Source organism: Kitasatospora sp. YST-16 (genome assembly GCF_026802215.1).
Classification (GTDB): Bacteria; Actinomycetota; Actinomycetes; order Streptomycetales; family Streptomycetaceae; genus Kitasatospora; species Kitasatospora cineracea.
Window position 1 is genome coordinate 133,230 of record NZ_CP113837.1, and the last position, 26,641, is coordinate 159,870.

The following is a 26,641-nucleotide window of genomic DNA, read 5'->3' on the forward strand; positions in this document are numbered from 1 at the left end:
CGACTCGTCGCCCCTGGGGCGGCCACCTGTGGGCGGCTACCCAGTGGCCCGCGGCTCAATCGGACCCGCCGTGCCCTGCGTCCCGTCCACTCTCCTCGTCCGGGCCGCCGGCCGCGCCCTCGACCTGGGCGCGCAGCCCGGCGAGGGTGGCGGAGAGGATCCGGGAGACGTGCATCTGGGAGACGCCGATCTCGGTGGCGATCTCGCTCTGGGTGAGTCCGCCCCAGAACCGCAGCAGCAGCACGGTGCGTTCCCGTTCGGGCAGGCGACTGATGAACGGCTTGGCCATCACCCGGAGTTCGGCGACCTCGAGTTCGGGGTCGCAGCTGCCGAGCCGGTTGATCAGGGCGCTGCCGGTGTCGTCGGAGTCGTCGTCGCGCAGCGAGTCGAGCGAGTCGCAGCGGCACAGCCGGCCGGCGTCGATCCCTTCGGCGGCCTGGTCCTCGGTGACGTGCAGTTCCTCGGCGATCTCGGCGGTGTCGGGCAGCCGTCCGAGGGCCTGTTCGAGCCGGTCGGAGGCGTGGGCGGCCGCCAGGTAGCGCTCCTGCACGCTGCGCGGGACGCGCAGCGGCCACGAGGTGTCGCGGAAGAACCGCTTGATCTCGCCGGAGACGGTGGGGATCGCGTACGTGACGAACTCGACGCCGCGCTGCGGGTCGAAGCCGTCGACGGCCTTGATCAGTCCGACGGTGCCGACCTGGATGATGTCGTCGAGTTCCTCGGGGCGGTGCCGGAACCGGGCGGCGACGAACCGCACCAGCGGCATGTTGAGTTCGATCAGGGTGCCCCGAACGTAGCTGTGGGCGGGGTCCTCGGGCGGCAGCTCGGCCAGCCGGACGAACAGCGCGTCGCTGAGCCGGCGGGCCTCGTACTTGCCCATGGCCCGCATCTCCCGGCGGGTGGGCCGGTGCATCGGGTCGACCTCGTCCGCCCCGGGGGCGGAGGAGGGTACGGGGGTACTGCGGAGCGTGGAGGTGGTGGTCACGGGGAGTCATCTCCGGGGACGGCGGGACCCGCCTGGCGCCGGAACGGCGGTGTGCCGGGCTCCGGACGGTGGGATGCCCCGTCCGGGACTCGGTGGGCCGCACGACGGCGCGGCGGGCGGAGAACCGTGGAACCCGGCTTCTTCAGGCGACGGCTCCCAGCTCACGGCTCGCGTGCCGTGATGGGACGGACCTCTTCGGGTCGGCCGCGTCGGGCGGTGCGCGCTCGGCGTGGCGCCCTACTCCTACCCCGTTCGCCGAGGGCAAACCCGATTCACCCGGTTCGGCCGCCTTCATCCGGGTATGCGCGCCGGGTGACCCGTCCGGCGACGAAAGGAGTCCCACCATGCCCGCCGGATCGAGCCCCAAGCGGGAGCGCCAGTACGAGCACATCAAGGAGAGCCAGCTGGAGCGCGGGACGAGCGAGAAGCGCGCCGAGGAGATCGCCGCCCGCACCGTGAACAAGGAACGCGCCCGGCACGGCGAGAGCCGCACCGCGAGCCGCAGCTCCACCCACGACGTCTCTTCCGGGCACCGGGGCGGCAAGCGCTCGCACCGCGGGGCCCAGGGCCCGACGTACGACCAGCTGTACAACGAGGCGCGGCAGCGCGGCATCGAGGGGCGCTCGAAGATGAACAAGTCCCAGCTCGCGCACGCGCTGGGACGGTGACGCCGATGACCACCACGGCCCCCGCGGCACCCGCGGCCCTCGCGGCGTTCGCGGACACCATTCCGATGCCCACCGACCCGGACGTCCGGCCGCCCGATCCGCCCGACGTCCCGCCCCGGCCGACCGACCCGCCCGACCCGCTCGCCCCCAGCCCGCCGCTGCCGGACCCGGACCCGCCGATCGCCCCGCCGGTCCCGCACGACCCGCAGCCCCCGAACCCGGGCCCGCCGGGGCCCGGCCGGCCTGACCCCGCCCCGGACCCCGAGCCGCCCGGGCAGCCCCACCCGGACCCGGAGCCGCCGGACCGCCACGGCCCCCGTTCCGGCCCGAACCGCACCCCGAGCCCACCCCGCAGCCGCAGCCGGCCCCGTGACCGCGGGGCCCCCTGCCCGCCGCGGCAACCGGCCCGGCACCGTTGAGCCGAACGGATCCCGACCCCGTTGAGCCGAACGGATGACGCCCGCTCCGGGCGGCGGCGCGGTGCCCGACCCGCCGGGGCCGGGCACCGCTAGCGTCCTGCGGGATCGGCCGGGGCCCGGCCCGGGGCGGACCCGGGGCCGGAGGGGCCCGGCGGCGGACGGGAGCGGCGGGTGCGGTGGACGGCGGTGGCGGAGGCGGCCCTGTGGTGGGCCGTGCTCTGCGGCCTGTACACGGTGCTGATCTCGACCGTCGACGCCCTCGAACTGCTGGTCGGCGCGCTGGCCGCGCTGCTGGGCGCGGCCGCGGCCGGCCCGGCGCGGCGCGCGTCCGGCGCCCGGCTCGGCGGGGCGCGCGGCTGGTGGCGGCCCTGTGGGCCTGGCCGCTGTCGGTGCTCGCGGACACCTGGCGGCTGGCCGCGGTCACCGCCCGACCGGGCCTGGCCCGGCCCGTGCTGCGCGACCTCCCGCTCCCCGAACGCACCGGCCCCGCCTGGGCGTTGATCCTCTACTCGGCGACCCCCGGCGGCTACGCCGTCGCCGACCGCCCACCCCGGGTACACCTGCTCGTCCCCGAACCCGGCCTGCTGGAACGGGCGTTGGCGCCCGGGAAGGACGGGGCCCGGTGAACGGCTGGTTGATCGCCGCGACGGTGGACTGCGCCGCCCTCGCCCCGTGCCTGTACCGCTGCGCGGTCGGCGCGGCGGAGGAGCGGCTCGCCGCCCTGACGCTGGCCGGGACGGTGCTGGTGGCGCTGTTCCTGCTGCTCGCCCAGGGACTGGACCGCCCCTCCTACACGGACCTCGCCCTGGTGCTCGCCACCCTCGCCCCCGCCGGGACGCTGGTGTTCACCCGGCTGCTGGCGGGCGAACCGCACCAGGACCACGCCCGGTCCTCCGAGCCGTCCGGACCGTCCGGGCCGCCTCGACCGTCCCGGCCGTCCCGGCCGTCCCGACCGGAAGAGGGCTGATGATGCGTCAACCACCGTTGCCATCAGCCCTGTTGAAGCGATCCGCGCTCCCCGCGCCGGGCGAGGGCTGATGTCGCGCCACGCCGTCGCGCTGGGTGTGCTGGCGGCCGGGTCGGGGGCGCTGCTGCTCGCCGCCGCGGCGTTCGCCCGGCTACCCGGGCGCTACCTGCGGCTGCACGCGCTGGCGGCGGCGAGCACCCTGGGGGTGCCGTTGACGGCGGTGGCGGTGGCCGTGCAGACCGGGCCGGGGCGGGCGGCGGGGAAGCTGCTGCTGATCGGGGCGCTGGTGCTGGCCGCCGGGCCGGTCACCACGATGGCGATCGGGCGGCTGACCGTCCGCCTCGACCCGGGACGGTCGGAGTGACCGGGCTGATCGCGGTCGCCCTGCTGCTGACCGCCGCGTTCGCCACCCTCGCGGTGCTGACCCGCGACCCGGCCCGGCAGGCGGTCGTGCTGTCCGGGCTCGGCCTCGCCCTGGCCTTCCTGTTCACCGTCCTGCAGGCACCGGACGTGGCGCTGTCCCAACTCGGCGTCGGCACCGCGATCACCCCGCTGCTGATCCTGCTGACCGTCCGCAAGGTGCGCCGCGAACCCGCCCGCAAAGCCCCTGGTGGGGACGACGGGCCCAGCAAGGACGGCGAGGACGGCGGGGACGGCGAGGACTGCAAGGACCGCGGGGACGGCGGCCGCCGGGCCGGGCGCGGGCGGGCGGCGCGGTGAGGCCGGGCGTCCGGCTCGCGCTGTTCGTCCCGGCGGCGGTCGGCCTGGCCGTCGCGTTCGGTGCCGCCGCGCTGCGCCTGCCGGCCTTCGGCGGCGACCAACACCCGTACGGGGAACGGGCGGTGGCGGCCGCGCTGGCGCACCGCACGGCCAACGCGGTGTCCTCCGTCAACTTCGACCAGCGGGCGTTCGACACCCTCGGCGAGGAGTCGATCCTGTTCGCGTCGGTGCTCGGCGCCACGCTGCTGCTGCGGCTGGCCCGCGACGAGCGGCGCCACCGGCCCGCGCCCGGACAACTGCTGTCCGGCACCCGGGTGCTCGGCGCGACCCTGCTGCCGTTCGCGCTGCTGACCGGCGCGTACGTGGTGGCGCACGGCGCGCTCAGCCCGGGCGGCGGCTTCCAGGGCGGGGTGGTGCTGGCCACCGGCCTGCACCTGGCGTACGTCGCCGCCGACTACCGGGCGCTGCGGCGGCTGCGCCCGCTGGCGGTGCTGGACGTCGCGGACGGGGTGGCGGCGGGGGCGTTCGCGGCGCTGGGGTTCGCGGGGCTGGCGGCGGGCGGGGCGTACCTGCAGAACGTGCTGCCGCTGGGGACGTTCAACACCCTCGCCTCCAGCGGCCTGGTGGCGCTGGTCAACGCGGCGGTGGGGGTGGAGGTGGCGTGCGGGGTGATCGTGCTGCTGGCGCACTTCCTGGAGCAGGCGGTGGAGACCGAGGAGAGGAACGGGGACTGAATGGGCGTGCTGCCGTACCTGGTGGCGGGGTGGGTCCTGCTGGCGGGCTGCTACGGGCTGGTGACCAGCCGGAACCTGATCCACGCGGTGGGGTGCCTGGCGGTGGCGCAGTCCTCCACGTACGTGCTGCTGCTGACGGTCGGCTACCGTTCCGGGGCGACCGCACCGGTCTTCTCCGACCTGCCGACCGACGCGCCGGTGGTCGATCCGGTGGTGCAGGCGCTGGCGCTCACCGACGTGGTGGTCGGCGCGACCGTCACCGCGCTGCTGCTGGCGCTGGTGATCCAGCTGCGCAAGCGCCACGGCACCGTCGACCCGCAGCTGCTGACCGGCCTGCGGGGCTGACGGGGTGCCGCTGTCCGCCGCGCTGCCGTCCGCGGTCCTGCCGCTCGCCGGGAGCCTGCCGCCCGCGGGCCCAGTGTCCGGGAGCCTGCCATCCGGGGGGCTGCCGTCCGGGGGGCTGTCGCCGCTCGCCGTCGCGCTGCCGTCCGCCGCGGACCTGCTGCCGCTGGGCGTGGTGCTGCCGCTGCTGGGGGCGGTGCTGCTGGCGGTGACCGGGCGGTGGCTGCCGCGGACGGCCCGCGACACCGTCGCCACCTGCTGCTCGGCCGCGCAGGTGCTCTGCCTGGGCGCGCTGTGGGTGCGCACCGGGGACGGCGTCTCGGTGTCCTGGCTGGGCGGTTGGACACCGGTGGGCGGGGAGTCGGTGGGCATCGTGCTGGCCGCCGACCGGATCGGCGTGCTGGCCGCGCTGCTCGCCGCGGTCCTGGTGCTGGCCGTACTCGCCTACTCCTGGCGGTACTTCGACGAACCGGCGGGCGACAAGGGCGGCGTGTACCCGGCGCTGCTGCTGCTCTTCTCGGCCGGGATGACCGGGTTCGCCCTCACCGGCGACCTGTTCGACGCCTTCGTGTTCTTCGAGCTGATGGGCGCGGTGGCGTACGCGCTGACCGGCTACCGGATCGAGGACCCGCGCCCGCTGCAGGGCGCGCTCGCCTTCGGCATCGTCAACTCCCTTGCGGCGTACGCCTCGCTGCTCGGCATCGGCCTGCTGTACGCGCGCACCGGCGAGCTCGGCCTGGCCCAGCTCGGCCACACGCTGGACGCCCGGCCGCCGGACGCCCTGGTGCGCTGCGCGTTCGTGCTGGTGCTGGCCGGGCCGCTGGTGAAGGCCGCCGCCGTGCCGTTCCACTTCTGGCTGCCGGACGCGCACGCCGTCGCGCCCAGCCCGGTGTGCATGCTGCTGTCGGGCATCATGGTGGAGCTCGGCGCGTACGGCGCGGCCCGGATCCGGTGGACGGTGTTCGGCGGGCCGGGCGGCGTCCCGGCGGACGCGGTGCGCCCGGTGCTGCTGGCGGTGGGGGCGGCGACCGCGCTGACCGGCGCCCTGATGTGCTGGCAGCAGCGGCACCTGAAACGGCTGCTGGCGTTCTCCACGATCGGGCACGTCGGACTGTTCCTGGTCGGGTTCGCGCTGCTGACGCCGGAGTCGGTGGCGGGCACTGCCGTCTACCTGGCCGCGCACGCGGGCGCCAAGGCCGCGCTGTTCGGGCTGTGCGGGGTGCTGCTGGACCGCTTCGGCTCGGTCGACGAGCACGGGCTGTTCGGCCGCGGGCGCCGACTCCCGCTGGTGGCCTGCCTGTTCGCGGCGGGCGGGCTGGCGCTGGCCGGGCTGCCGCCGTTCGGGACGGGGCTGGGCAAAGCGGTCGCCGAGCACGCGGCCGGCGCGTGGGCCTGGTGGCTGCCCGCCCTGTACGTGCTGGTCTCCGCCGTGACCGGCGCCGCCGTGCTGCGGGCCTGCGCCCGGGTGTTCGGCGGCTGGGGGCGGCACCCGGCGGAGCGCCCGGGCGAGCCGGAGACCAGCGGCGAGGGCGAGGAGCCGGAGGTCCGCGGGCCGCAGCGGTCGCTGCCCCGCCCGATGGTCGCCGTCCCGGCCCTGCTGCTGGCCAGCTGCCTCGCGGTCGGCCTGGTGCCCGCCGTCGGACGCGTGATCGCGGCTGCGGCGGCCCGGTTCACCGACCGCTCCGGGTACCTCGGCGCCGTCCTGGACGGTGCGGCCGCCCCTCCGCTGCCCGCTCCCCCGGCCGACTGGACGGCCTCCGGCATCCTGCTCGGCCTGCTCTCCACCGCGCTGGCCGCGGCCCTCGCCGCCACCGCGCTGCACCGCCCGCTGCCCGCCCCCGCCTGGGCCCGGCACGCCGTCCGGGCGCTGCGCCGCCTGCACTCCGGGCTGCTGGGCGACTACGTCACCTGGCTGCTGGTCGGCCTGGCCGGGCTGCTCGCCGCGGTCGCCGCCCTGTCCTGACCCGCTCCGCGCCCCGGCGGGCGGTCCCAGCAGCCGCGCCTCGGCGGGCGGCCCTCAGCAGCCGGTCCTCGGCGGGCTTTCCTCGACGGCCGGGCCGTCCGTCCGTCAGTCCGTCCGTCTACGAGCCGTCCCAGGAGCCGTCCCACCCGGGGGCCGGGTCGACCGGCAGCAGCGGGCGCAGGGCGCCGAGCACCGCGCCGATGCAGACGTCGCGCAACTCGGAGCGGCTGCAGGTCGGTTCGGTGAGCCAGTCGACGCAGAGCACCTGGACGAACACCAGCCAGCTCTTCAGCACGGTCGAGACGGTGGCGCGGGCGTCCTCGCCCGCCAGCGGGAGGACGGCCAGCAGTCGGGCGCGCAGCGCGTCCAGCTCCTCCGCCATGATCGTCTGCACCACGGGGTCGCCCGCGAGGACCCGGTTGGCGGCGAGCACGGCGTGGCGGTTGGCCACGAAGTAGTCGAGGTGCGCGTCCAGCCCCTGGGCGAGCTGCTGCACCAGGGTCGCCGCCGGGTCGAGGCGGGTGGCGGCGAGCAGCCGGTCGGCGGCCTGCCGGTAGACGGCGGCGAACAGTTCGTGCTTGCCCGGGAAGTGCCGGTAGAGCAGGGCCCGCGAGACGCCAGCCCGCTCGGCGACCTCCTCCATCAGCACCGCCTCGTACGGGTGCGCGGCGAACAACTCCGCTCCGACGGCGAGCAGTTGGGCCCGCCGCTGGTCGGGGGTGAGGCGGCGGCGCGGGGCGGTCGACATGCCCCGATCCTACTGGACGCGTGTCTACTTGACAGGCTCCGGCCCGCGCGCCCACCCTGGAGTCGCACCCGCTAGTAGACACGTGTCAACCAGACCGCCCCGGGTGGGCGGCACAGTGGAGTGGAGTTGACGGGCGATGGCCAGAACACTGCGGTTCCTCTCATACGCGATGGGCTTCGCCTGCGCGGCCATCGGCCTGCTGCACCTGCTGGCGGGCAACGCGATCGTCCCCGGCGCCACCGACGCCGGGCCCACCGTCGACTCGCTCAACCGCTTCCTCGGCGCGGTCTTCGCGGGCTACGGCCTGGCCTGGCTCTGGACGGCCCGCCAACGCCCGATCCCGCCCGCCCCGGTCCGCGCCCTGGCCGGCCTCTTCCTGCTCGGCGCCCTCGGCCGGATCCTCTCGCTGGCCGTCGCCGGGCGCCCGAACTGGTTCCAGCTCGTCCTGCTGGCGATCGAACTGGCCCTCCCCCCGGTCTACTTCGCCCTGGCCACCGCCGACACCCGGGCCGCCGCCCGGGCCGCGCAGGCCACCCCGGCAGGCCGGGCCCGGCCCGGCGCGACGTTGTCCTGAAACCGGATGGCACCCCCTCCCCACCCCTGTTGTCATGGATACCTCAGGCAGGCCGCACGACTCCAAGGGGGAACAAGCCATGGGCAAGGTGCTCAAGCGCGTCGCCGCGTCCACCGCCGTACTCGTCGCGGCGACCACCGCCGCCATCGGCGCCGGCAGCGCCCCGGCCTCGGGCAGCGTCGTGATCGCCCTCGGCACCACCTACAGCGCCGGCGTCTACTCGTCGCCCAACGCGGGCTCCGCCAAGGTCGGCGTGCCCGACCTGCACCCTGGCGACTCGGTCGCCGTGAACTGCTGGACCGTCGGCGGCAACGTCGGCACCTTCGGCGACGTCTGGTACCACGCCTTCCAGGAGATCTACGGCGGCGCGCCCTACCAGCAGGTCGGCGGCTGGGTCTTCGCCCCCTACGTCGACGGCGCCGCCGCGTTCCACAACAACGCCATCCCCAGGTGCCCCTGACCCGCACCCGGCCACCCCCGCACGCCTCCGGCCCCGCCGGGGGCGTGCGGCGTCACTCCGCCCCGGCCGCCCGGCCCGCCGCCAGCAGCCGGTTGAGGCGCCGGACCTCCGCGACCAGCCGGGGGACGTCCTGCCGGGCGCCGGCGATGAACGCGGCGTTCTCGTCCCAGCGTTCGTCGACCACGTCGACGTAGCGCGGCTGCTGGACGAGCGTGGCCGCCACGATCTCGTGGTGGTCGAAGTCCGGCCAGCGCTCACCGAGCCCGGTGTCCGGCACCGTGCTGACGGCGACCAGGCACATCGCATGGTCGTCGTCGAGCGACCGGACGTACCAGGGCCCGGGAGTGGTGGCCGCGAGGAGCTCCTCGATCCCGGCGAGCTCCTCCTCGGTCAACGGCTCGGGCACGTCCATCCGGTCCTCCCCACAACACAGCCACCCCGGACCGGGCCCAGCAGCTCCAGCCCCCCGTCCGATTCGATGCCGCGAGCGTAGCCACCCGACCCGACCCGGAGCCAAGCGTTTTGGCCCGGGCCCGGCGCGGGGTCAGGACGGGTGCAGGACGGCCGTGGCGATCTCGCGCACCCGGGCGCGGGTGATGCCGGTGCGCTGTTCCACGGCGAGCGGGTGGTCGGTGGGCTCGAGTTCGATGAAGGGGCGCCTGCCGAGCGGCCGGGTGTGGGCGTTGGTCTTCAGGTTGAGGGTGCCGGGCGAGTAGGGCGTGAGTTCGGTGCTGAGCCAGCCGAAGTAGGGCGGCTCGGACTCCCGGCCCTCCGTGTTCCACCTGTCGAGCGCGCGGGCGAAGTTGTCCCTGCTCAGCGAGACCCAGACGCCCCAGGAGAAGACGTCCGCGCTGCCGATCACCGGTATCTCGATCAAGCCCCTGATGAAGAAGTGCTGCCCCTTGATGACGCACTGGTCGGACGACAGCATGCTGTCGCCGTCCGCCTCGAAGCCGGGGTCCCAGACGGCGGGAGCCGTGGCCGAGTAGTTCATGGGGGTCTCTGCGTGGTGCGCACCGCAGCAGGAGCAGGTGAAACCGGGGTCGTCGGACATGGCAGGAGCCTAGCCACCGCCTGTGACGGCGCCCTCGCCGACCGCCGCGCACCGGGCCCGGCCGGTCGGCCTGTCGGCCGGTCGTGGGGCGGGGTCAGGGTTGTTGCCGGGGGTGTTGCTTGCCGTGGGCGAGGCGGTCGCGGGCGGTGCGGCCGCGGTGTTCGAGGGGGAGGGTGCCGGTGGCGGCGGCGAGGCCGTAGGGGGGCATGTCGCCGTAGATGGCTTCGTAGTTGCCGGGCGGGACGATGTACGTCTCGTGCCAGATGCCCACGTGCTGGCGGGAGTTGCGTTCGAAGCGGTTGATCATCGCCCAGGCCTTGCGGTGCAGTTTGCCGGGGGCGGCGGCGTAGGCGAGCAGTTTCTCCTCGGACTCCCAGTACTGGACGACGTAGTAGGTGCGGGGCGAGCCGGTGAGCAGCTGGTAGCCGAGCAGGCCGCTGTCGGGGTCGCGGGAGAGTTCGCGGAGCATCCGGGGCATGGCGAGGAAGACCGGCAGCCAGTGGTGCGGGGCTCGGAAGTGGTTGATCCGCATGCCGATCAGGAAGAGGACGACCTTGCCGTCGGCTGCGGCGGTGGTCCGGCCGGGTATCGGTTTCGCAGGCATGGTGTCCCCCTCGTCTCCGTCGGGCCGCCCGTGATTGGATAGCCCCACTCACCAAGTGCTTCGGATAGTGGCACTCGTCAACGGAGGGCACAAGGGGATGCGCCTGGCGGATCTCGGCGAGCGGAGCGGCGTCCCGCTCGCCACGGTCAAGTACTACCTGCGCGAGGGACTGCTCCCGCCCGGCCGCCGGATCAACGCCACCCAGGCCGAGTACGACGAGTCCCACCTGCGGCGGCTGCGGCTGGTGCGGGCGATGATCCAGGTCGGGCGGATCCCGGTGGCCACCGTGCGGGAGGTGCTGGCGCACGTCGACGACGACTCGCTCGGCCTGACCGTGCGGCTCGGCGCGGCGCTCTGGGCCCTGCCGCACCCCGCCGGGGAGGCCCCCGGCGCCCCGGCGGAGGCCGCGGACCCGTCCCGGGAGGCTGCCGGCGGGCGGCGGGGGCCGCGGACCCGTCCCGGGAGGCCGCCGTCGACCCGCACCGCGCCGCCGCCGACCTGCTGGTCGACGAGCTGCTGGCCCGGCTCGGTTGGTCGGCGGCCCGCGAGCTCGGCGCGCTCTCCCCCGCCCACCGCGCCCTGGTCACCACCCTCGCCACCCTGCACCGCCTCGGCTACCCCCTGGACGCCGACGACCTGCTCCCGTACGCCCGCACCATGGAGCAGGCCGCCGCCCACGACCTGGACCGGATGGAGCAGCTCCCCACCCCACGGGAGCAGACGGAGTACGCCGTCGCCTCCGCCGCCCTGTTCGAGCCGGTCCTGCTCAACCTGCGCCGCCTGGCCCAGTGCGAGGAGTCCAACCGCCGCTACGGACTCTGACCGGCGGTTCGCGACGGGCCCGTCACAGAGCCGGGGCCAGACCGGGGGCCGGGGCCCGTCACCAGGGGATGACGCCGGCGTCGTCGGAGAACGAGCCGGTCGGGCCGTCGTCGGGCAGGGTGGCGAGCCGGATCGCGGCGGCCGCGCCCTGCGCGGCGGTCCGGGAGCCGTGGAAGCCGGTGAAGTCGGTGGCGACCAGGCCGGGGCAGGCGGCGTTGACCAGGATGCCCGTGCCGGCGAACTGCCGGGCGTAGTGCACGGTGACGGCGTTGAGGAAGGTCTTGGTCGGCGCGTAGGCGGCCATGACCGGGCCGACGTCGGTGCCGGGGTCCGCCTGCAGGGTCAGGGAGCCGACGGTGCTGGAGAGGTTGACGATCCGCGGTGACGCCGAGCGCCGCAGCAGCGGCAGCATCGCGTTGGTGACCCGGATGACGCCGATGACGTTGGTCTCCACGACGGCCCGGACCACGTCGAGGTCGAGCGCGGTCGGGTCCTGCTCCCAGCCCCGGCCGGTCGGCGGCCCGGAGATGCCGGCGTTGTTGACCAGCACGTCCAGGCGTCCGGCCTGCCGTTCGACCAGTTCCGCGGCCTCGGCGACGCTCCGGTCGCCGGTCACGTCCAGCGGTACCCCGAACGCGTCGATCCCGGCCTCGCGCAGCTTGCGGACGGCGGCCTCGCGCCGGTCCGCGTCGCGGGCCCCCACGCCCACCCGGTGGCCGAGGGCGCCGAGTCCGGCCGCGATCTCGTACCCGATTCCCTTGTTGGCGCCGGTGACCAGCGCGATCCTCGTGGTGTCGTTCATGACTGCTTCGCTCATGCCGCCGATCCTCGCCCGCGGAGGGGCGGCGCTTCCAACACCGGTACGGTGCCCTGTCATACCCGGCGGGTATCACCGGCGGCGTACGCTGTGGCCGTGGACACCCTGGAGACCCGCGAGCTGACGTACTTCACGGCCGTGGCCGAGGAACTGCACTTCGGACGGGCCGCCGAGCGCCTCGGCATGGCGCAGCCGCCGCTGTCCCGGGCCATCCAGCAGCTCGAACGGCGGCTCGGCGTACGCCTGTTGGAGCGCAACCGCCGCGGCGTCGCGCTGACCGGCGCCGGGGAGGTGCTGCTGCGCGAGGGCCGCGCGGCCCTCGCCGCGACCGCCGCCGCCGCGCGCCGCACCTGCCGGGCCGGCGGCACCGACGGCGCGGGGGCCGCCGCGACCGCCTGGTGCTGACGGTGAAGGCCGCGGCCTCCCACGAGCTGCTGCGCAGGCTGCTCGACGCCTACGCGGCCGAGCCGGGCGCCGCCGAGGTCGAGGTGCTGCCGAGCGGCACCTGCGAGCAGGAGGACATGCTGCGCGACGGCCGCGCCGACGTGGCGCTGATGCACTCGCCGTACAACTCCCTGGCCGGGTTCGACAGCGAGCAGTTGCTGACCGAGGGTCAGATCGCCGTCCTGCCCGCCCGGCACCCGCTGGCCGCCCGCGCGAGCCTGTCCATGGCCGACGTGGGCGACCTCCCGGACCTCCCGATGGCCCGCTGGCCCCGCCGCGGCACCTACCCGCCCGGCCCGGGCCCCGAGGTCCGCGACCAGACGCAACTGGCCCAACTGATCGCCCTCGGACGCACCATGGCCGTCTTCCCGGCCTCTGCCCGGGCCTGGCTGTGGGCCGAGCACGCCGCGGTGCCGCTCACCGACGCGCCGCCCATCGTCACCCACATCGCCTGGCCGCCGCACAGCCGCTCGCTGCCCCTCGCCGCACTGGTCCGCACGGCCGTACGGCTCGGCCCGCCGCCGCCGTCCTGACCGGGCCAGGCCGTTACGGCTGCACCAGGCCGCCGCCGTCGACGGCCGGGTCCGGCCGCGGAGGGGCGACACGCCGTGGTCGGGCGACACGCCGCGGAGGGGCGACACGCCGGGGTCGGGCGGTGGGAAAATCCGTCGCGTCCGTCCGGGGCCCCGGGTACGGTCGGCGGCGGGTGCGCGCCGGGGCGACCGCCGGGTCACCGGGTGCGGACGGGTCGTCAACTCCTCCTCCCCGGAAGCAGGTTCGGTCGATGGCGTGTCGGATCAGTGAGCTCGTGCTCGAGTGCCGTGAACCCGAGGCGCTGGCCCGGTTCTGGTGCGAGGTGCTGGATTTCGTGGTGGTCGGCCGGGAGGCGGACGGCAGTGTCGAGGTCGGTCCGCGCGAGGGCTTCGGCGGTGCGCAGCCGACGCTGTTCCTGAGCGCCTGCGCCGATCCGGGGCCGGTCGGGGCCCGGCTGCACTTCGACGTCAACCCGACCGACCGCGACCAGGGCGCCGAGCTGGAGCGGCTGCTCGCCCTGGGGGCCCGCCCGGCCGACATCGGGCAGACCGGCGAGGAGCCCTGGCACGTCCTGGCCGACCCGGAGGGCAACGTGTTCTGCCTGCTCAAGGCCCGGATCAGGGAGCTCTGACCGCTCCCCCGCCCCATTGTTCCTCCCCTCCTTGCCGCCCCGCCGTGTTTCCGTTCCGGCGGGGGCGGTCAGACGCACGGCAGTGGTGCCGCCGTGCGCGAAGGCGTGCGGACGCGTAGGCGCGCAGACGCGTGCAGGAGCGAGAAGGAGGGACGTCCCGTGTCCAGGACTGTGGCGGATCAGGTGCTCGCCCGCTTGCGGGAGTGGGGCGTGGAGCAGGTGTTCGGGTACCCGGGGGACGGGATCAACGGGCTGCTGGCGGCGTGGGGGCGGGCCGACGACCGGCCCGCGTTCGTGCAGGCCAGGCACGAGGAGATGGCGGCGTTCGAGGCGGTGGGGTTCGCCAAGTTCTCGGGGCAGGTCGGCGTGTGCGCGGCGACCTCCGGCCCGGGCGCGATCCACCTGCTGAACGGGCTGTACGACGCGAAGCTCGACCACGTGCCGGTGGTGGCGATCGTCGGGCAGACCAACCGCAGCGCGATGGGCGGCTCGTACCAGCAGGAGGTGGACCTGCTGAGCCTGTACAAGGACGTGGCCTCGGCGTACTGCCAGATGGTGACCGTCCCGCAGCAGCTGCCGAACGTGCTGGACCGGGCGTTCCGGACGGCCGCGACGTACCGCACCGTGACCGCGGTGATCATCCCGGCGGACGTGCAGGAGCTGCCCGAGCAGGCGCCGGAGCACGCGTTCAAGATGGTGCCGTCCAGCCTGGGCATGCCGCACTCGCACCCCGTGCCGGACGACGGCGAGCTGCTGCGGGCCGCCGAGGTGCTGAACGCGGGCGGCAAGGTGGCGATGCTGGTCGGCCAGGGCGCCCGCGGGGCGCGGCAGCAGGTCGAGCAGGTGGCCGAGCTGCTGGGGGCGGGGGTGGCGAAGGCGCTGCTCGGCAAGGACGTGCTGCCGGACACCCTGCCGTACGTGACGGGGTCGATCGGGCTGCTGGGCACCCGGCCCTCGTACGAGCTGATGCGGGACTGCGACACGCTGCTGACCGTCGGCTCCAGCTTCCCGTACACCCAGTTCCTGCCGGAGTTCGACCAGGCGCGGGCGGTGCAGATCGACGCCGACCCGTTCATGGTGGGGCTGCGCTACCCGTACGAGGTGAACCTGGTGGGGGACGCGGCCGCGACGCTGGACCGGCTGCTGCCGATGCTGCACCGCAAGAAGGACCGGAGCTGGCGCAAGCAGGTGGAGAAGAACACCGAGCGCTGGTGGGGCGTGATGGAGGAGCGGGCGAAGGTCGCGGCCGATCCGATCAACCCGGAGTACCTGGTGCACGCGCTGGACGCGCTGCTGCCCGAGGACGCGATCCTGGCGGCGGACTCCGGGTCGGCCGCCAACTGGTACGCCCGGCACCTGCGGATGCGCGGCACGATGCGCGGCTCGCTGTCGGGCACGCTGGCGACGATGGGCCCGGGCGTGCCGTACGCGATCGGCGCGAAGTTCGCGCACCCGGACCGGCCGGTGGTGGCGCTGGTCGGCGACGGCGCGATGCAGATGAACGGGCTCGCCGAGCTGGTCACCATCGCCCGCTACCGGGAGCGCTGGAGCGACCCGCGGCTGGTGGTGTGCGTGCTGAACAACCACGACCTGAACCAGGTCACCTGGGAGATGCGGGCCATGGAGGGCGCGCCGAGCTTCCTGCCCTCGCAGCAGCTGCCGGACGTCCGGTACGCGGACTTCGCCGAGTCGGTGGGCCTGCGCGGGCTGCGGGTCGAGGAGCCGGGCAAGGTCCGGGCGGCCTGGGAGTGGGCGCTGGGCGCGGACCGGCCGTGCGTGCTGGACGTGCGCACCGACCCGGCGGTGCCGCCGATCCCGCCGCACGCCGACTGGTCGCAGATCAAGGACGCCGCCGAGTCGGTGCTGCGCGGCGACAGCGACCGGGTGGCCGTGGTCAAGCGCGGGCTGCGGACCAAGCTGGCCGAGCTGCTGCCGCACCGGAGCAGGTCGTGACCGGGCCGAGGGCGGCGGTGCGGCCGCTGGCGGTGGTGCGGCCGCTGACGGCGGTGCGGCCGTCCGCGGTGGTGCGGCCGCTCGAAGCCGTCCGCGAGGGCCGGTTCCAGCGCTCGCTGGCTCTGGCCACCGGCGTGGGCTCGGTGGTGGCCGCCGCCGAGATCTACCTGGAGCACGACCGGGCCGGGTTCGGCAACCGGATGATGTGGTGGCCGGTGGTGCTGGGCCCGGTCGGCGCGGCCGCGGGCATCGCGGGCGCAGTGGACGCCAAGGCGGCCCGGACGCTGCTGCCGCTGGTCTCGGCGGCGATCGCCGCGAACGGGCTGCAGGGGTTCTGGCTGCACGTGCGCGGCGTCGCGGAGAAGCCGGGCGGCTGGCGGATGGCCCGGTTCAACCTGGAGACCGGCCCGCCGGTGTTCGCCCCGCTGCTGCTGGGCATGGTCGGCGGGATGGGCCTGGTCGCGGCGGTGCTGCGGCGCGAGGGAGGGTCGTGAGTGCGCGGGAGCGGCCGGGGCAGGAGGGGCGGCCGCCGTACGAGGGCCGGTTCCCCGGCTACGACTCGCTGGCCCGCCGCCCGCACTGGGACCCGGCGACGGCGGCCGTGGTGACGGGCCGGGTGGCGGGCCCGCGCCCGCCGCTGCGGCTGTTCGCGCCCGCCGAGGAGGCCACCGCCCGGGCCCTGCTGGAGCGGCTGCTGGACCACCCCCCGGTCGACCTGCTGCCGATGATCGACGCCCGGCTGGCCGAGCGCGAGACCGACGGCTGGCACTACGCCGACCTGCCGCCCGACGACCGGGCCTGGCCAGAGAGCATGCGGGCGCTGGACGAGGACGCCAGGGCACTGCCCGGCCGCCCCGCCTTCGCCGAGCTGACGGTGCGCCAGCAGGACGGCCTGATCGAGAAGGTGCGCCGGGCGGTGCGCTGGCACGGCTGGCCGGCCAAGCACGTATGGAGCCTGTGGACCCGCTACGCCTGCACCGCCTACTACAGCCACCCGGCGGCCTGGGACGAGATCGGCTTCGGCGGCCCGGCCTTCCCGTCCGGATACGCCCGGCTGGGCCTCGGACGCCGCGAGCCGTGGGAGGTCGCCGACGCGCACCCCGAGCGGCAGCCGGACGCCGACCCGTCCGACCCCGCTGTGCCGTCCCCTCCGTCCGAGCCGCCCGACCCGCCGCCGCTGCCCGCCGTCACCGACCCCGGGCGGCACAGCGGGGCGAAGGCCGCGCTCGCCACCCTGCACCAGTCGGCCCGCCGCCAGCGCGCGGTGCGCCGGCGCAACGCCTCCGCCTGGCTGCTGCCGCGCGACGGCCTGGGCTTCGACCGGCAGCTGGTCGAGCGGATGCGCCGCCACCGGGACGAGGACGAGGTCGACCTGGTGATCGTCGGCTGCGGCGCGGGCGGCACCGTGCTGGCGCAGCGGATGGCCCGGGCGGGCTGGTCGGTGGTGGTGCTGGAGGCGGGTCCGTTCTGGGAGCCGCTGCGGGACTGGGTGAGCGACGAGTACGGCTCGCACCAGCTGTACTGGACCGAGCCGCGGGTGCTGTCCGGCTCCGACCCGGTGCCGATGGGGTCGAACAACTCCGGGCGCGGGGTGGGCGGTTCGATGGTGCACTTCGCCGGGTACGCGCCGCGCTTCCACCCCTCCGACTTCGAGACGCTCAGCCGGGACGGGGTGGGCGCGGACTGGCCGCTGGCGTACGGCGACCTGCGCGGCTCCTACCAGCGGCTGGAGGCGGAGCTGCCGGTGGCCGGGCAGTACTGGCCGTGGGGCGAGCCGCACGCGTACCCGCACGCGCCGCACCCGGTGGGCGGCAACGGCGAGGTGTTCCTGCGCGGGGCGGCGGCGCTCGGTCTGGAGGCCCGGGTCGGGCCGGTGGCGATCACCAACGGCCGGTTCGGGCGGCGTCCGCACTGCGTGTACCGGGGGTTCTGCCTCCAGGGCTGCAAGGTCAACGCCAAGGCGTCGCCGCTGATCACCCACCTGCCGGACGCGCTGGCGCACGGCGTGGAGGTCCGCTCCGACGCGATGGCCGCCGCGGTCGAGCTCGGCCCGGACGGCCTGGCCCGCGGCGTGCGCTACCTGCGCGGCGGGCGCGAGCACCTCCAGCGGGCCCGGACGGTGGCGGTCGCCGGGTACGCGATCGAGACGCCCCGGCTGCTGCTCAACTCGGCGAACGCCCGCTTCCCGGACGGCCTGTGCAACGACTTCGACCAGGTCGGCCGGTACGTGATGGTGCAGGGCGCGCCGCAGACCTCGGGCCGGTTCGAGCAGGAGGTCCGGGCGTACAAGGCGCCGCCGCCGGAGGTGTCCACCGAGGCGTTCTACGAGACCGACCCGGCCAAGCCGTACCGGCGCGGGTTCACCATCCAGAACATCTCGCCGCTGCCGATCACCTGGGCCGAGCACGTGGTCGCCCAGGGCCACTGGGGCGCCGACCTGCGGCACTACCTGTCCGACTACGTGCACTGGGCGACGCTCGGCGCGATGGCCGAGCTGCTCCCGCAGCCCGGCAACCGGGTCACCCTGGCGGAGGAGAAGGACCGGCACGGGCTGCCGGTCGCGCACTTTGCCTACTCGCAGTGCGACAACGACCGGCAGCTGATCGCGGCGGCGCGCGGCGTGATGGAGGCGATCCTGACGGCGGCGGGCGCCAGCGAGGTGATCACCATCGACCGGTACGCGCACCTGGTGGGCGGCTGCCGGATGGCCACCCGGCCGGAGGACGGCGTGGTCGACCGGGACCTGCGCTCCTTCGCGGTGCCGAACCTGCTGATCACCGACGGCAGCGTGCTGCCGACCCAGGGCGCCGCCAATCCGGCGCTCACCATCATGGCCCTGGTCGACCGGGCGGCGGGCGTGCTCGCCGCCGGGGCCCGCGCGGGCCTGCGGACCCCGGAGCGCGCGGGGCGCCTGGAGCACGCGGGGCGCCCGAAACGCCCGGAGCACGCGAAGCCTGCGAAGCCTGCGAATCGCCCGGAGCACGCGGAGCACGCGAATCGCCCGGAGCACGCGGAGCACGCGAAGCACCCGAAGCGACAGTCGTGAGGTGACCGTCATGTGGTCAGAGCATCCGATCGAACGCCTGTCGGTCCGGGTGTACACCGTCCCGACCGACCGGCCCGAGGCCGACGGCACGCTCGCCTGGGACGCCACCACCCTGGTGCTGGTCGCGGTGGGCAGCGGCCCGGCCACCGGCCTGGGCTGGACGTACGGCGCGCCCGCCACCGGCGCGCTGCTGCACGGCCTGCTCGCCCCGGTGGTGCTCGGCCGCGACGCGCTCGACACCGCCGGCGCGTACGAGGCGATGCGGCGGGCGCTGCGCAACGCGGGCCGGCCGGGCCTGGGCACGTACGCGCTGTCCGCCGTCGACCTGGCGCTGTGGGACCTCTCCGCCCGGCTGCTGGACATCCCGCTGGTGCGGCTGCTGGGCGGGCGGCCCCGGCCGGTCGAGGTGTACGGCAGCGGCGGGTTCACCACCTATCCGGACCGGGTGCTGGAGCACCGGCTGCGCGGCTGGGTCGAGGAGCAGGGCATCCCCCGCGTCAAGATCAAGATCGGCGAGTCCTGGGGCACCCGCCCCGAACGCGACCTCGAACGGATCTCCGCCGCCCGCGCCGCGATCGGCCCGGACGCGGCGCTGTACGTGGACGCGAACGGCGCGTTCACCGCGAAGCGGGCGATCCGGCTGGCGGCGGCGTTCGCCGCGGACGGGGTGTCCTGGTTCGAGGAACCGGTGCCCTCCGACGACCTGGCCGGGCTGGCCACCGTCCGGGACGCCGTCTCCCCCGACGTCACGGCGGGCGAGTACGGCGACGAACCGCGCTACTTCGCCCGCCTCGCCCCCAGCGTGGACTGCCTGCAGGCGGACGCGACCCGCTGCGGCGGGCTGACCGGCTTCCTGCGCGCCGCGGCCGTCGCCGAGGCGGCCGGCGTCCCGCTCTCCGCGCACTGCTCCCCGCACGCGCACGCCCACGCGGCGGCCGCCCTGGCCGCCGGGGTCCGGCACCTGGAGTGGTTCCACGACCACGTCCGGGTCGAGTCGCTGCTGTTCGACGGCGTCCTCGACCCGGCCGGCGGCACCGTCGCCCCCGGCGCGGACGGCACCCCCGGGCACGGCCTGTCCCTCGCCGAGCGGCGCGCCGCGCCCTACCTGGTGGACGCCTGGCCCCCGCTCCGGCCCGACGGCTGACCCGGCCCGGCCCGGCGGGCCGCCCCGCGGGACGGCTGATTCGGCCCGGGCGCAGTGGGCAGACGCCTCCCGAACCGGGGCAACGGTGCACCGGAGCCCCGAGGAGCACGAGAACCCCTGGGCCACGAAGCCTTCAAGCCTCGAAACCTCGAAACCTCGAACTCACGAAGCAACGGAGCCAGCGAAAGGACTTGGACCATGCTGCTGCTCGGACTCCTGCTGTTCGCCGCGTCCGGCGCGTTCGCGGGCCTGCTGATCGCCGACAACCTCGGCGGCGGGCCCGAGACGGGCGTCACCGTGCTCGGCCACCAGATCGCCACCATGAGCACCCTGGGCGCGTTCCTGGCCGGGCTGGCCCTCGCGCTGATCTTCTGCGCCGGGCTCGCCCTGATGGGCGGCGGCCTGCGGTGGCGGCGCCACCGCCGGACGGTCCCGCCGGAGGACACCCGCCTGGTGCTGGACCGCACCACCGATCCGGACGGCGTCCCGGCGGACCTGCCGGCCGCCGACCGTCCCGCCGCCAACCAGCCCCCCACCGCCCAGCGCCCGCCCGGCCGCCCGCGCCACCGCTTCACCCACTGACCGACCGGGCCACTGACCGACCGGACCACTGACCGACCGGACCGCACCACCACCGCACGATCGAGGAGGACCGAACCATGAGTGACGCATCCGACCGCATGAAGCACAAGGCCGAGGAGGCCGTCGGCGCGGCGAAGGAGAAGGCCGGGGCCGCGACCGACAACGACCGGCTGGAGAACGAGGGCCGGGCCGACCAGGCCGGCGCCCAGGCCAAGCAGGGCGTCGACAAGGCCAAGGACCGGGTCGCCGAGGGCGTCGACAAGGTCAAGGGCGCCTTCAAGCGCTGACCACGCCCCACCGGGCCGGGCCCGTCCGACAGCGGCGAAAACCGCTCGCCGGAGGGGCCCGGCCCCTGGTTGGCTCGCGGCATGAGCCACGTCGCCAACGTCATGCTGTCGGTCGAGCCCGCCGACCGCCCCCTCGCCGAGGAGTTGAGCCGCTGGCTGGAGTCCGACGCACCGCTCCGGGGCCGGGACGGGAGGACGGGGTGGGTCGGGGCGCTGCGCGAGACCACCGGGGCGGACACCCGGTGGGGCGGCGGGAAGTTCCCGGAGTGCGACGTGTACGCCGGGGCGCTGAACCACGCGGACCTCGCCGCCCTGGTCGCCCGGGTCGAGCAACTCCCCTGGCAGCAACCCGCGTTCGTCCAGCTGATGGTGATGGACCAGGAGGAGGCGTACTTCCGGGTGTGGATGTTCCACGGCCCGCGGCTCCGCCTGCTGACCCCCGCCGGGCGCGAGCAGGAGTACTGGCCCGGGACCGGCCCGGCGGACGTCCACCTCCGGCTCGCCCTGGCCACCGACGCCGGTCTGCTGCGCGACCTGCTGACCGCCGGAGCCGCCCCCGACACCCCCGACACCCCCGAAGACAACTCCGACGGCGCCGACAGCCGGCAGGTCGCGCGCCGCGCGGACGGCTGGCCGCGCCCCGGCGACTTCGGCCTGGTGGCCCTCTCCACCACCGAGGAGTCCGGCTGGCAGCCAGTGCCGATCGGCGCGGCCTGGTTCCGGCACACCGGAGAACAGAGCGGCGGCAGGCCCGGCGGTGGCGGTAACGATGGCGAACAGGTGGGCAGCACTGCGGAGTTGACCGTCGTGCTGGTGCCCGCGCACCGGGGTCGCGGGGTCGGCGCCCAGCTGCTCGGCCCGCTGCTGCGGGCAGCCCGCGCCGAAGGGGTCGGCCGGCTCACCGCCCGCGTCCCGTCCACCGCCCCGGCGGGCACCCGGGCCTGGCTGCGGCGGCACGGCGGCTTCCGCGACCTGCCGGACGGGGCCGGGCAGTTGGGCCTCGACCTGTCCTGACCTGCCCACCCACCCCTCTCCCAGGTCAAGTAACGGTCAAGTGCAGACCTGTTACAGCCAAAGCAGTGTCCGGCCGCTCGTTCGACGGCGGATTTCCCGCGACGGCCCGCCCTGTCCCGCACCGCACCGCCGAGGAGCCCGCCCCGCCGGTCCACCCCCGCATTCCCCACTCTCCACCAAATCCCGTCCACCACAAGCGAGTTGGAGATAACGGCCGGTCAGAGTGGCTCCAAGGGATTTCCGGTCCGATTTCCAGGAAACACCCAGAATCCGCCGTCCCCCGCAATTCCGGGTAGGCTGCGCGGAATTGCGCCGGGCGACGGGGCCGGACGCGGTGGGACGGGGAGACGAGGGGGAGCTGTGGCCCAGGGGACGTTCCGGGTGGAGGTCGACGAGCTCGGCCGGGTGTCAAAGGAGCTCGCCGAGGCGACCGGCAGCATGGGCGGTGCGCTGCACGCGCTGGGCCGCACGTCGCCGCAGGTGACCGGGCAGCGCGAACTGGACGGCGCGTGCGCGGCGTTCGCCGACGACTGGAAGTACGGGCTGAAGCAGCTCAACGAGACGCTGCACGCGATCAGCGAGGGCCTGGACGTGACCGTGCGGGCGTACCGGGAGACCGACGAGACGGTGCGCCGGGTGATGGCGGGGGAGGCGGTCTGATGTCGACCCTCCCGTTCCCGGCCTGGGCCGCGCCGACCGACCGCGAGGGGTTCGACGCGCTCGGGTTCGACCCGGCGCCCGGCAGCCTGCCCGGCATCGACGAGCTGGTCCGCGACCTCCAGCAGGCCGCGAAGGAGCTGGAGGACGCCCGCAGCAGCGTGAACCGGGCGTCCTGCGGCGGCGGGGCCTGGCAGGGCGAGGCGGCGGACGCGTTCTCCGCCCGGATCGCCAAGCTGCCGGGCCAACTCGACGTCGCCCAGGCGTCGTTCAGCTCGGCGTACACCGCGCTGGCGGGCTGGCGCGACCAGCTCGCCGGTCTGCAGCGCACCGCCGCCGACCAGGAGGAGCAGGCCCGGGCGGCGAAGGCCCGGCGCGCCCGGGCCGCCGACAACCCGGACCTGAAGCTGGGCGGGCTGTGGTTCCAGGACGAGCGGCAACTCGCCGACGCCGAGAGCAGGTTGCGCAAGGCGGACGCCGAACTGCGGGCGGCCGACGCCGACTTGCAGGGCATCGTGGCCCGGGCCGAGGCGCTGCGCGCCGAGCACGACCAACTGGCCCGGCAGGCCGCCCGGGTGGTGGCCCGGGCCGGCGAGGACGCGCCGGACGGTCCGGGCTGGTTCGCCAACCTGATGGACAGCGTGAAGAAGGTCGCCCAGGCGCACGTCCAGCTCGCCAAGGAAGCCATGGAGTGGGCCAGGTCGCACGCCAACGCGATCGCGGCGGTCGGCGACCTGCTCTCCAACGCGAGCACCCTGGTCGGCCTGGGCTCGATCGCGCTGGCCGGCGCCGGGCTGGTGTTCCCGCCGCTGGAGGTCGGCGCGGCCGCACTGAACGCGGTCTCGATGGGCCTGTCCGGCGCCGCGCTGGCCGCGCACGGCGTGGCCGCGGCGGCGGGGGCGGACGTACCGCCGCTGAGCTTCGCGGTCGACGTGATGGGCATGGTCCCGGTGATCGGCGAGGTCGGCAAGACCGGCAAGCTCGCCGCCTCGCTGTTCGCCCGGGAGGCGGTCGGCAACGGCGTAGCCCTGGGTGCCACCGGCATCTCCCTGGACGGCTGGTCGAAGGACGCGAGCGGCCTGCGCCAGTTCCTGCCCCGCGACGGCGGCCAGTGGGGCGAACTGCTGCTGGGCGGCCCGCTGCTGGTGGGCCTGGACAACGCCTGGCACGACGGCTCCGAGAAGGACAGGGCCGCCGCCGGGAACGGGAGTTGACGATGCGTCAGGCAGGATGCCCGCACGGGGTGGCCGGATGGACCTGACCCGCACCGCCCTGCTGCTCGACGGCCGGGGCACCGTCGACGAACTGGTCAACTCCTTCACCTTCGACGAGGGCCGGCTGCGCTGGCTGTGCTGGCTCTACGGCTACCGGCTCGAACAGGCCCGGCAGGTCGGCCGCACCCACCACAAGCGGGTGCGGGCCGTGCTGGACCAGGACCCGGCCGCCCGGGCTCGGGCGGCCTGGATGCGCGCCCCGGACCTGCGGCCCGGCGCACCCGCCCCGGTGCCGTGGACCGGCCCGCACACCGGCGCCCCGGCCGCCTGGACGCCCCCGGGGTGGCCGCCCGGCTGCGGGCCGCTCCCGCCCGCGCCCGACCGGATGCCCCGGGCCACGCCCGAGCAGGTCGACGCGGAGTACCGCCCGGCGGGCCTGCTGGTGATCGGCGGCGTGTTCGCCGTCGCCGCGCTGGCCCTGGCGGCGAGCGCCCCGGCGGCGGCCGCAGTCCTCGGCGCCGTCGCGCTGGCGTTCCTGGTCGGCTACCTGCCCGCCAGGCGCCACCGCGACCGGCTGGTCGAGGCCGCCGCCGACCGCCGCCCCCGTACGACCCGCCGCCGGGCCCCGGCGCCCCGCCGCCACCACCTCCCCCGCCGCACTCCCTGACCCGTGAGGACGACCGTTGACCGGCAGCACCGCCCGACCCCCGCAGAGCCCGGAGAACGCAGCAACCCCGGCGGACACCGCGGACACCGCAGACACCGCGGACAGCACGAGCGACGCGCACGCGGGCCGGGCGGCGACGGTGGAGTTCGACGTCCCGCCCGACTTCGTGCCGTTCGAGCCCGCCGACGGCGTGGACGACGCCTACGAGCTGGTCCTGGCCCGGCTCGGCCCGGCCGCCGAGGGCCTGCCGCCCGCCCGGCGGCAGGCGCTCACCGAGCTGTACGCGGCCGGGTCGGCCGCGCTCGACGGGGCGGGCGCGATCTGGTCCGGCACCTGCCTCGGCACGGTCGGCGACCGGCTGTCCACGGCGACGCTCACCGTCACCGCGCTCGGCACCGGGGACGACACCCCGCAGGCCACCGCAGCCGCCGGGCTGGTCGAGGTCCTCACCCCGCCGGACGCCGGGCCGTCGCCGACGCTCCGCCGGTTCGACGCCCCGGCCGGCCCGGTGGTGATCACCCTCGAACAGCAGCCGGGCTGGCAGCTCACCGCCGAGGAGAGCGTGCCGCTGCTCTCCGCCAAGGCGTACCTGCCGATGCCGCCCGCACTCCGGGGCGTCCTGCTGCTCGAACTCAGCACCCCGGACGTCGACAGCTGGCCCGAGGTGTACGCCCCGCTACTGGTCCGGGTCGTGCGCAGCGTCCGCTTCCCGACCCCGCCGGCCCCGACCGCGGCCCCGGCCCCGGCCGGCGGCGACCCGTTCGGCACCCGGCTGGTCTGACCCCGCGGCTGCCGGCTGCCGGCGGCGGGTCAGCGGCAGCGCCGTCGGCCGAGCGCGCCGGCCGCCAGCAGCAGCGCGGCGGTGGCGGTGGCGGCCAGCGGGGCGCGGTGGCGGTCGGCCCAGGCTTGCAGGCAGCGGGCGTGCGCCTCGTCGTCGAAGCGGCCGTGGGAGCCGTGGTCGCGGTGCTCGTCGAGCGGGGCCCACAGGTTGTCGGGCTGGTCGGGCGGGCGCGGGGCGTCGGTCTGCTGGGCGTCGTAGCCGGTGCGGGCGAGGTAGCGGTCGAGCAGGCCGGGGGCGAGCGCGTTGGCCAGCAGGGTGGCGACGGTGGAGCCGCCGACCCGGTACTCGCGGCGGCCCGGGTGGTCGGCGGCGTGCACGATGGCGCGGGCGATCGGCTCGGGCTGGTAGACGGGCGCGACGGGGCGGCCCTGGCGGGGCAGCCGGGAGCGCACCCAGTCGAACTGCGTGGTGTTGACGGCGGGCAGCTGCACCATCGTGGTGCGCACCGCCGTGCCCTGGTGCAGCAGTTCGCAGCGCACGGCCTCGTTCCAGCCCTGCAGGGCGTGCTTGGCGCCGCTGTACGCGCTCTGCAGCGGGATGCCGCGGTAGGCGATCGCGGAGCCGACCTGGACCACGCAGCCGCGGTCGCGCGGCAGCATCCGGCGCAGCGCGGCGCGGGTGGCGTACACGTAGCCGAGGTAGGAGACCTCGGTGACGCGGCGGAAGTCGGCGGGCGTGATCTCGGTGAAGGGGGCGAAGACCGAGGCGAGGGCGGCGTTGACCCAGACGTCGATCGGGCCGAGGGCGCGTTCGACGCTCTCGGCGGCGCGTTCGACGGCGTCCGGGTCGGCGAGGTCGACGGTGACGGCCATCGCGCGGGCCCCCATGTCGCGGGCCTCCTCCAACGCGGCGTCCAGTCCGGCCCGGCCGCGGGCCAGCAGGGCGACGCGGTCGCCGCGGGCGGCGAAGGCGCGGGCCACGGCGCGGCCGACGCCGGCGGACGCGCCGGTGACGACGACGGTGCGGGGTTCGGTGGGTGCCATGGCAGACGTCTGACCGGTCCGGGCGGAACGGAAACCGCACCGGACCGCAGCGGGGCCCGGACGAGACGGCTTCGGCGTTCAGCGCTCAGCACTCAGCACTCAGCGCTCAGCGCTCAGGGCTCAGTGCTCAGGGCTCAGGGCTCACCGTCACCGTGGTCGTCGCCGTTACTGCCGTTGCCGTTGCGGTGCAGCAGCAGCCAGGGCAGCAGCAGCCACCACAGGGCGAACCAGGCCATCACGACGGCGACGATCAGCCAGGCGAACGGGCTGCCGCCGGTGGCCAGGTGCAGCAGCATGAGCAGCGCGGAGCCGACGGTGAGGGCGAGCAGGACGACGCCGAGGGTGACCACCCGGGCGGTGGCGTCGACGAGTTGGGGCTTGAGGCGGCGGCCGGCGAGCAGCCGGTGGTAGGCGACGGGGGCGATCAGTGCGCCGGTGGCGAGGGCGCCGAGGACGACGGTGACCACGTACAGGCCGCGTTCGAAGGCGTCGAGGGTGGTGAAGCGCGGCATGAAGACCACGCTCAGCAGGAAGCCGAACAGGATCTGCGCGCCGGTCTGGGCGACCCGGACCTCCTGGAGCAGTTCGGTCCAGCGCCGGTCCGCACGCTCGTTCGGCGTCTCGTGGCGACCCCGGCGGTCCTCGGGCACGGTGGTGGCCCCCTTCCGTCCGCAGGGCGTCTGTCCGGCCGGGGCGGACCGGAAACCGGGGGTGTGCGGCGCGGCGGCCGGGGTAGACGGGGCCACGCACCGGAAGAGTTCCGGCGG

General features: G+C 75.6%; 30 protein-coding genes and 2 pseudogenes. 24 read left to right on the plus strand and 8 right to left on the minus strand.

Translation table 11 applies throughout. The annotated features are described in order from the left end of the window. Window positions 1–55: 55 nt before the first annotated feature. Window positions 56–985: a SigB/SigF/SigG family RNA polymerase sigma factor gene (locus tag OU787_RS00625; RefSeq protein WP_268658141.1), complete on the minus strand. Its 930-nt coding sequence runs from the start codon at window positions 983–985 to the stop codon at window positions 56–58. Window positions 986–1,329: 344 nt separating this feature from the next. Here OU787_RS00625 and OU787_RS00630 point away from each other — a divergent pair, with 344 nt between their 5' ends. From OU787_RS00630 to OU787_RS00665, 8 genes are all read left to right on the plus strand, one after another. Further along, on the plus strand, window positions 1,330–1,653 hold the full coding sequence (locus OU787_RS00630) for a hypothetical protein (protein ID WP_030462077.1): 324 nt from the start codon (window positions 1,330–1,332) through the stop codon (window positions 1,651–1,653). Between the two features lie 778 nt (window positions 1,654–2,431). Then, window positions 2,432–2,698 carry a hypothetical protein gene (locus OU787_RS00635; protein WP_268661977.1) on the plus strand — a complete coding sequence of 89 codons (267 nt, stop codon included), beginning with the start codon at window positions 2,432–2,434 and terminating at the stop codon, window positions 2,696–2,698. Continuing rightward, window positions 2,695–3,039: a monovalent cation/H+ antiporter complex subunit F gene (locus tag OU787_RS00640; protein WP_268658142.1), complete on the plus strand. Its 345-nt coding sequence runs from the start codon at window positions 2,695–2,697 to the stop codon at window positions 3,037–3,039. The genes OU787_RS00635 and OU787_RS00640 overlap by 4 nt, the downstream gene beginning before the upstream one ends. A gap of 70 nt (window positions 3,040–3,109) precedes the next feature. After that, complete coding sequence (locus OU787_RS00645; RefSeq protein ID WP_030915147.1) at window positions 3,110–3,403, plus strand: cation:proton antiporter; 294 nt, start codon at window positions 3,110–3,112, stop codon at window positions 3,401–3,403. After that, window positions 3,400–3,759 carry a Na(+)/H(+) antiporter subunit B gene (locus OU787_RS34720; RefSeq protein WP_030462072.1) on the plus strand — a complete coding sequence of 120 codons (360 nt, stop codon included), beginning with the start codon at window positions 3,400–3,402 and terminating at the stop codon, window positions 3,757–3,759. Before OU787_RS00645 ends, OU787_RS34720 begins: the two co-directional genes overlap by 4 nt. Then, window positions 3,756–4,493 carry an MnhB domain-containing protein gene (locus tag OU787_RS00655; protein ID WP_442788394.1) on the plus strand — a complete coding sequence of 246 codons (738 nt, stop codon included), beginning with the start codon at window positions 3,756–3,758 and terminating at the stop codon, window positions 4,491–4,493. Before OU787_RS34720 ends, OU787_RS00655 begins: the two co-directional genes overlap by 4 nt. Beyond that, the gene (locus OU787_RS00660) at window positions 4,494–4,838 is read left to right on the plus strand and encodes a sodium:proton antiporter (protein ID WP_030462070.1); all 345 of its coding nucleotides are present in this window, start codon (window positions 4,494–4,496) and stop codon (window positions 4,836–4,838) included. A 136-nt stretch (window positions 4,839–4,974) separates the two neighbouring features. Continuing rightward, entirely contained in the window at window positions 4,975–6,798 is a 1,824-nt protein-coding gene (locus tag OU787_RS00665; protein ID WP_268661774.1) for a complex I subunit 5 family protein, read from the plus strand. A 118-nt stretch (window positions 6,799–6,916) separates the two neighbouring features. Here OU787_RS00665 and OU787_RS00670 read toward each other — a convergent pair whose 3' ends face one another. Further along, window positions 6,917–7,546: a TetR/AcrR family transcriptional regulator gene (locus OU787_RS00670; protein ID WP_268658143.1), complete on the minus strand. Its 630-nt coding sequence runs from the start codon at window positions 7,544–7,546 to the stop codon at window positions 6,917–6,919. Between the two features lie 136 nt (window positions 7,547–7,682). Here OU787_RS00670 and OU787_RS00675 point away from each other — a divergent pair, with 136 nt between their 5' ends. Next, entirely contained in the window at window positions 7,683–8,120 is a 438-nt protein-coding gene (locus OU787_RS00675) for a DUF4345 domain-containing protein (protein WP_268658144.1), read from the plus strand. 79 nt (window positions 8,121–8,199) lie between these two features. Then, entirely contained in the window at window positions 8,200–8,580 is a 381-nt protein-coding gene (locus OU787_RS00680; RefSeq protein ID WP_268658145.1) for a hypothetical protein, read from the plus strand. Between the two features lie 52 nt (window positions 8,581–8,632). Here the strand turns inward: OU787_RS00680 and OU787_RS00685 are convergent, their stop codons facing one another. The 3 genes from OU787_RS00685 to OU787_RS00695 all read right to left on the minus strand — a co-directional run bounded on the left by OU787_RS00685 (window position 8,633) and on the right by OU787_RS00695 (window position 10,238). Then, complete coding sequence (locus OU787_RS00685) at window positions 8,633–8,992, minus strand: hypothetical protein (RefSeq protein WP_268658146.1); 360 nt, start codon at window positions 8,990–8,992, stop codon at window positions 8,633–8,635. A 132-nt stretch (window positions 8,993–9,124) separates the two neighbouring features. Beyond that, entirely contained in the window at window positions 9,125–9,574 is a 450-nt protein-coding gene (locus OU787_RS00690; protein ID WP_268661775.1) for a DUF2199 domain-containing protein, read from the minus strand. A gap of 154 nt (window positions 9,575–9,728) precedes the next feature. Continuing rightward, window positions 9,729–10,238, minus strand: coding sequence for a DUF4188 domain-containing protein (locus OU787_RS00695; RefSeq protein ID WP_268658147.1), 510 nt, complete (start codon window positions 10,236–10,238; stop codon window positions 9,729–9,731). A 97-nt stretch (window positions 10,239–10,335) separates the two neighbouring features. Here OU787_RS00695 and OU787_RS00700 point away from each other — a divergent pair. Further along, window positions 10,336–11,060: pseudogene (locus OU787_RS00700) on the plus strand (MerR family transcriptional regulator). Window positions 11,061–11,118: 58 nt separating this feature from the next. On the opposite strand, the gene OU787_RS00705 reads toward OU787_RS00700, so the two are convergent. Then, window positions 11,119–11,877 carry an SDR family oxidoreductase gene (locus OU787_RS00705; protein WP_268658148.1) on the minus strand — a complete coding sequence of 253 codons (759 nt, stop codon included), beginning with the start codon at window positions 11,875–11,877 and terminating at the stop codon, window positions 11,119–11,121. Between the two features lie 96 nt (window positions 11,878–11,973). Between OU787_RS00705 and OU787_RS00710 the strand changes: the two are divergent. From OU787_RS00710 to OU787_RS00770, 13 genes and pseudogenes are all read left to right on the plus strand, one after another. Continuing rightward, window positions 11,974–12,854 (plus strand): annotated as a pseudogene (locus tag OU787_RS00710) (LysR family transcriptional regulator). A 251-nt stretch (window positions 12,855–13,105) separates the two neighbouring features. After that, on the plus strand, window positions 13,106–13,486 hold the full coding sequence (locus OU787_RS00715) for a VOC family protein (RefSeq protein ID WP_030915110.1): 381 nt from the start codon (window positions 13,106–13,108) through the stop codon (window positions 13,484–13,486). Between the two features lie 159 nt (window positions 13,487–13,645). Continuing rightward, window positions 13,646–15,439 (plus strand): thiamine pyrophosphate-requiring protein, encoded by a 1,794-nt coding sequence (locus tag OU787_RS00720; protein WP_268658149.1) that lies wholly within the window; start codon window positions 13,646–13,648, stop codon window positions 15,437–15,439. Continuing rightward, window positions 15,436–15,933, plus strand: a complete 498-nt coding sequence (locus tag OU787_RS00725; protein ID WP_268658150.1) for a hypothetical protein — start codon at window positions 15,436–15,438, stop codon at window positions 15,931–15,933. The genes OU787_RS00720 and OU787_RS00725 overlap by 4 nt, the downstream gene beginning before the upstream one ends. After that, window positions 15,930–18,485: a GMC family oxidoreductase gene (locus OU787_RS00730; protein ID WP_268658151.1), complete on the plus strand. Its 2,556-nt coding sequence runs from the start codon at window positions 15,930–15,932 to the stop codon at window positions 18,483–18,485. The genes OU787_RS00725 and OU787_RS00730 overlap by 4 nt, the downstream gene beginning before the upstream one ends. A gap of 10 nt (window positions 18,486–18,495) precedes the next feature. Continuing rightward, complete coding sequence (locus OU787_RS00735) at window positions 18,496–19,629, plus strand: enolase C-terminal domain-like protein (RefSeq protein ID WP_268658152.1); 1,134 nt, start codon at window positions 18,496–18,498, stop codon at window positions 19,627–19,629. 198 nt (window positions 19,630–19,827) lie between these two features. After that, window positions 19,828–20,211 carry a hypothetical protein gene (locus tag OU787_RS34505; RefSeq protein ID WP_063759683.1) on the plus strand — a complete coding sequence of 128 codons (384 nt, stop codon included), beginning with the start codon at window positions 19,828–19,830 and terminating at the stop codon, window positions 20,209–20,211. 77 nt (window positions 20,212–20,288) lie between these two features. Continuing rightward, entirely contained in the window at window positions 20,289–20,498 is a 210-nt protein-coding gene (locus OU787_RS00745; RefSeq protein ID WP_030462046.1) for a CsbD family protein, read from the plus strand. An 81-nt stretch (window positions 20,499–20,579) separates the two neighbouring features. Then, the gene (locus OU787_RS00750) at window positions 20,580–21,512 is read left to right on the plus strand and encodes a GNAT family N-acetyltransferase (RefSeq protein WP_268658153.1); all 933 of its coding nucleotides are present in this window, start codon (window positions 20,580–20,582) and stop codon (window positions 21,510–21,512) included. A gap of 360 nt (window positions 21,513–21,872) precedes the next feature. Then, window positions 21,873–22,172, plus strand: coding sequence for a WXG100 family type VII secretion target (locus OU787_RS00755; RefSeq protein WP_268658154.1), 300 nt, complete (start codon window positions 21,873–21,875; stop codon window positions 22,170–22,172). Next, a complete protein-coding gene (locus OU787_RS00760) occupies window positions 22,172–23,383 on the plus strand; it encodes a putative T7SS-secreted protein (protein WP_030462044.1) in 1,212 nt (403 codons plus the stop codon). The genes OU787_RS00755 and OU787_RS00760 overlap by 1 nt, the downstream gene beginning before the upstream one ends. A 37-nt stretch (window positions 23,384–23,420) precedes the next feature. Then, the gene (locus OU787_RS00765; RefSeq protein ID WP_268658155.1) at window positions 23,421–24,050 is read left to right on the plus strand and encodes a hypothetical protein; all 630 of its coding nucleotides are present in this window, start codon (window positions 23,421–23,423) and stop codon (window positions 24,048–24,050) included. Between the two features lie 16 nt (window positions 24,051–24,066). Then, complete coding sequence (locus OU787_RS00770; RefSeq protein WP_268658156.1) at window positions 24,067–24,831, plus strand: hypothetical protein; 765 nt, start codon at window positions 24,067–24,069, stop codon at window positions 24,829–24,831. 29 nt (window positions 24,832–24,860) lie between these two features. Here OU787_RS00770 and OU787_RS00775 read toward each other — a convergent pair whose 3' ends face one another. Beyond that, on the minus strand, window positions 24,861–25,874 hold the full coding sequence (locus OU787_RS00775; RefSeq protein WP_268658157.1) for an SDR family oxidoreductase: 1,014 nt from the start codon (window positions 25,872–25,874) through the stop codon (window positions 24,861–24,863). A gap of 134 nt (window positions 25,875–26,008) precedes the next feature. Continuing rightward, window positions 26,009–26,524 carry a DUF6328 family protein gene (locus OU787_RS00780; RefSeq protein WP_268658158.1) on the minus strand — a complete coding sequence of 172 codons (516 nt, stop codon included), beginning with the start codon at window positions 26,522–26,524 and terminating at the stop codon, window positions 26,009–26,011. Between the last annotated feature and the right edge of the window lie 117 nt (window positions 26,525–26,641).

Excerpts from the sequence above, each read along its gene's own strand:
- OU787_RS00745 (WP_030462046.1), top strand. The coding sequence starts at position 20,289 with ATGAGTGACGCATCCGACCGCATGAAGCACAAGGCCGAGGAGGCCGTC.
- OU787_RS00715 (WP_030915110.1), top strand. The coding sequence starts at position 13,106 with ATGGCGTGTCGGATCAGTGAGCTCGTGCTCGAGTGCCGTGAACCCGAG.
- OU787_RS00750 (WP_268658153.1), top strand. The coding sequence starts at position 20,580 with ATGAGCCACGTCGCCAACGTCATGCTGTCGGTCGAGCCCGCCGACCGC.
- OU787_RS00675 (WP_268658144.1), top strand. The coding sequence starts at position 7,683 with ATGGCCAGAACACTGCGGTTCCTCTCATACGCGATGGGCTTCGCCTGC.
- OU787_RS00685 (WP_268658146.1), bottom strand. The coding sequence starts at position 8,992 with ATGGACGTGCCCGAGCCGTTGACCGAGGAGGAGCTCGCCGGGATCGAG.
- OU787_RS00680 (WP_268658145.1), top strand. The coding sequence starts at position 8,200 with ATGGGCAAGGTGCTCAAGCGCGTCGCCGCGTCCACCGCCGTACTCGTC.
- OU787_RS00705 (WP_268658148.1), bottom strand. The coding sequence starts at position 11,877 with ATGAGCGAAGCAGTCATGAACGACACCACGAGGATCGCGCTGGTCACC.
- OU787_RS00660 (WP_030462070.1), top strand. The coding sequence starts at position 4,494 with ATGGGCGTGCTGCCGTACCTGGTGGCGGGGTGGGTCCTGCTGGCGGGC.
- OU787_RS00695 (WP_268658147.1), bottom strand. The coding sequence starts at position 10,238 with ATGCCTGCGAAACCGATACCCGGCCGGACCACCGCCGCAGCCGACGGC.
- OU787_RS00760 (WP_030462044.1), top strand. The coding sequence starts at position 22,172 with ATGTCGACCCTCCCGTTCCCGGCCTGGGCCGCGCCGACCGACCGCGAG.
- OU787_RS00645 (WP_030915147.1), top strand. The coding sequence starts at position 3,110 with ATGTCGCGCCACGCCGTCGCGCTGGGTGTGCTGGCGGCCGGGTCGGGG.
- OU787_RS00735 (WP_268658152.1), top strand. The coding sequence starts at position 18,496 with ATGTGGTCAGAGCATCCGATCGAACGCCTGTCGGTCCGGGTGTACACC.
- OU787_RS00630 (WP_030462077.1), top strand. The coding sequence starts at position 1,330 with ATGCCCGCCGGATCGAGCCCCAAGCGGGAGCGCCAGTACGAGCACATC.
- OU787_RS34505 (WP_063759683.1), top strand. The coding sequence starts at position 19,828 with ATGCTGCTGCTCGGACTCCTGCTGTTCGCCGCGTCCGGCGCGTTCGCG.
- OU787_RS00690 (WP_268661775.1), bottom strand. The coding sequence starts at position 9,574 with ATGAACTACTCGGCCACGGCTCCCGCCGTCTGGGACCCCGGCTTCGAG.
- OU787_RS00670 (WP_268658143.1), bottom strand. The coding sequence starts at position 7,546 with ATGTCGACCGCCCCGCGCCGCCGCCTCACCCCCGACCAGCGGCGGGCC.
- OU787_RS00765 (WP_268658155.1), top strand. The coding sequence starts at position 23,421 with ATGGACCTGACCCGCACCGCCCTGCTGCTCGACGGCCGGGGCACCGTC.
- OU787_RS00775 (WP_268658157.1), bottom strand. The coding sequence starts at position 25,874 with ATGGCACCCACCGAACCCCGCACCGTCGTCGTCACCGGCGCGTCCGCC.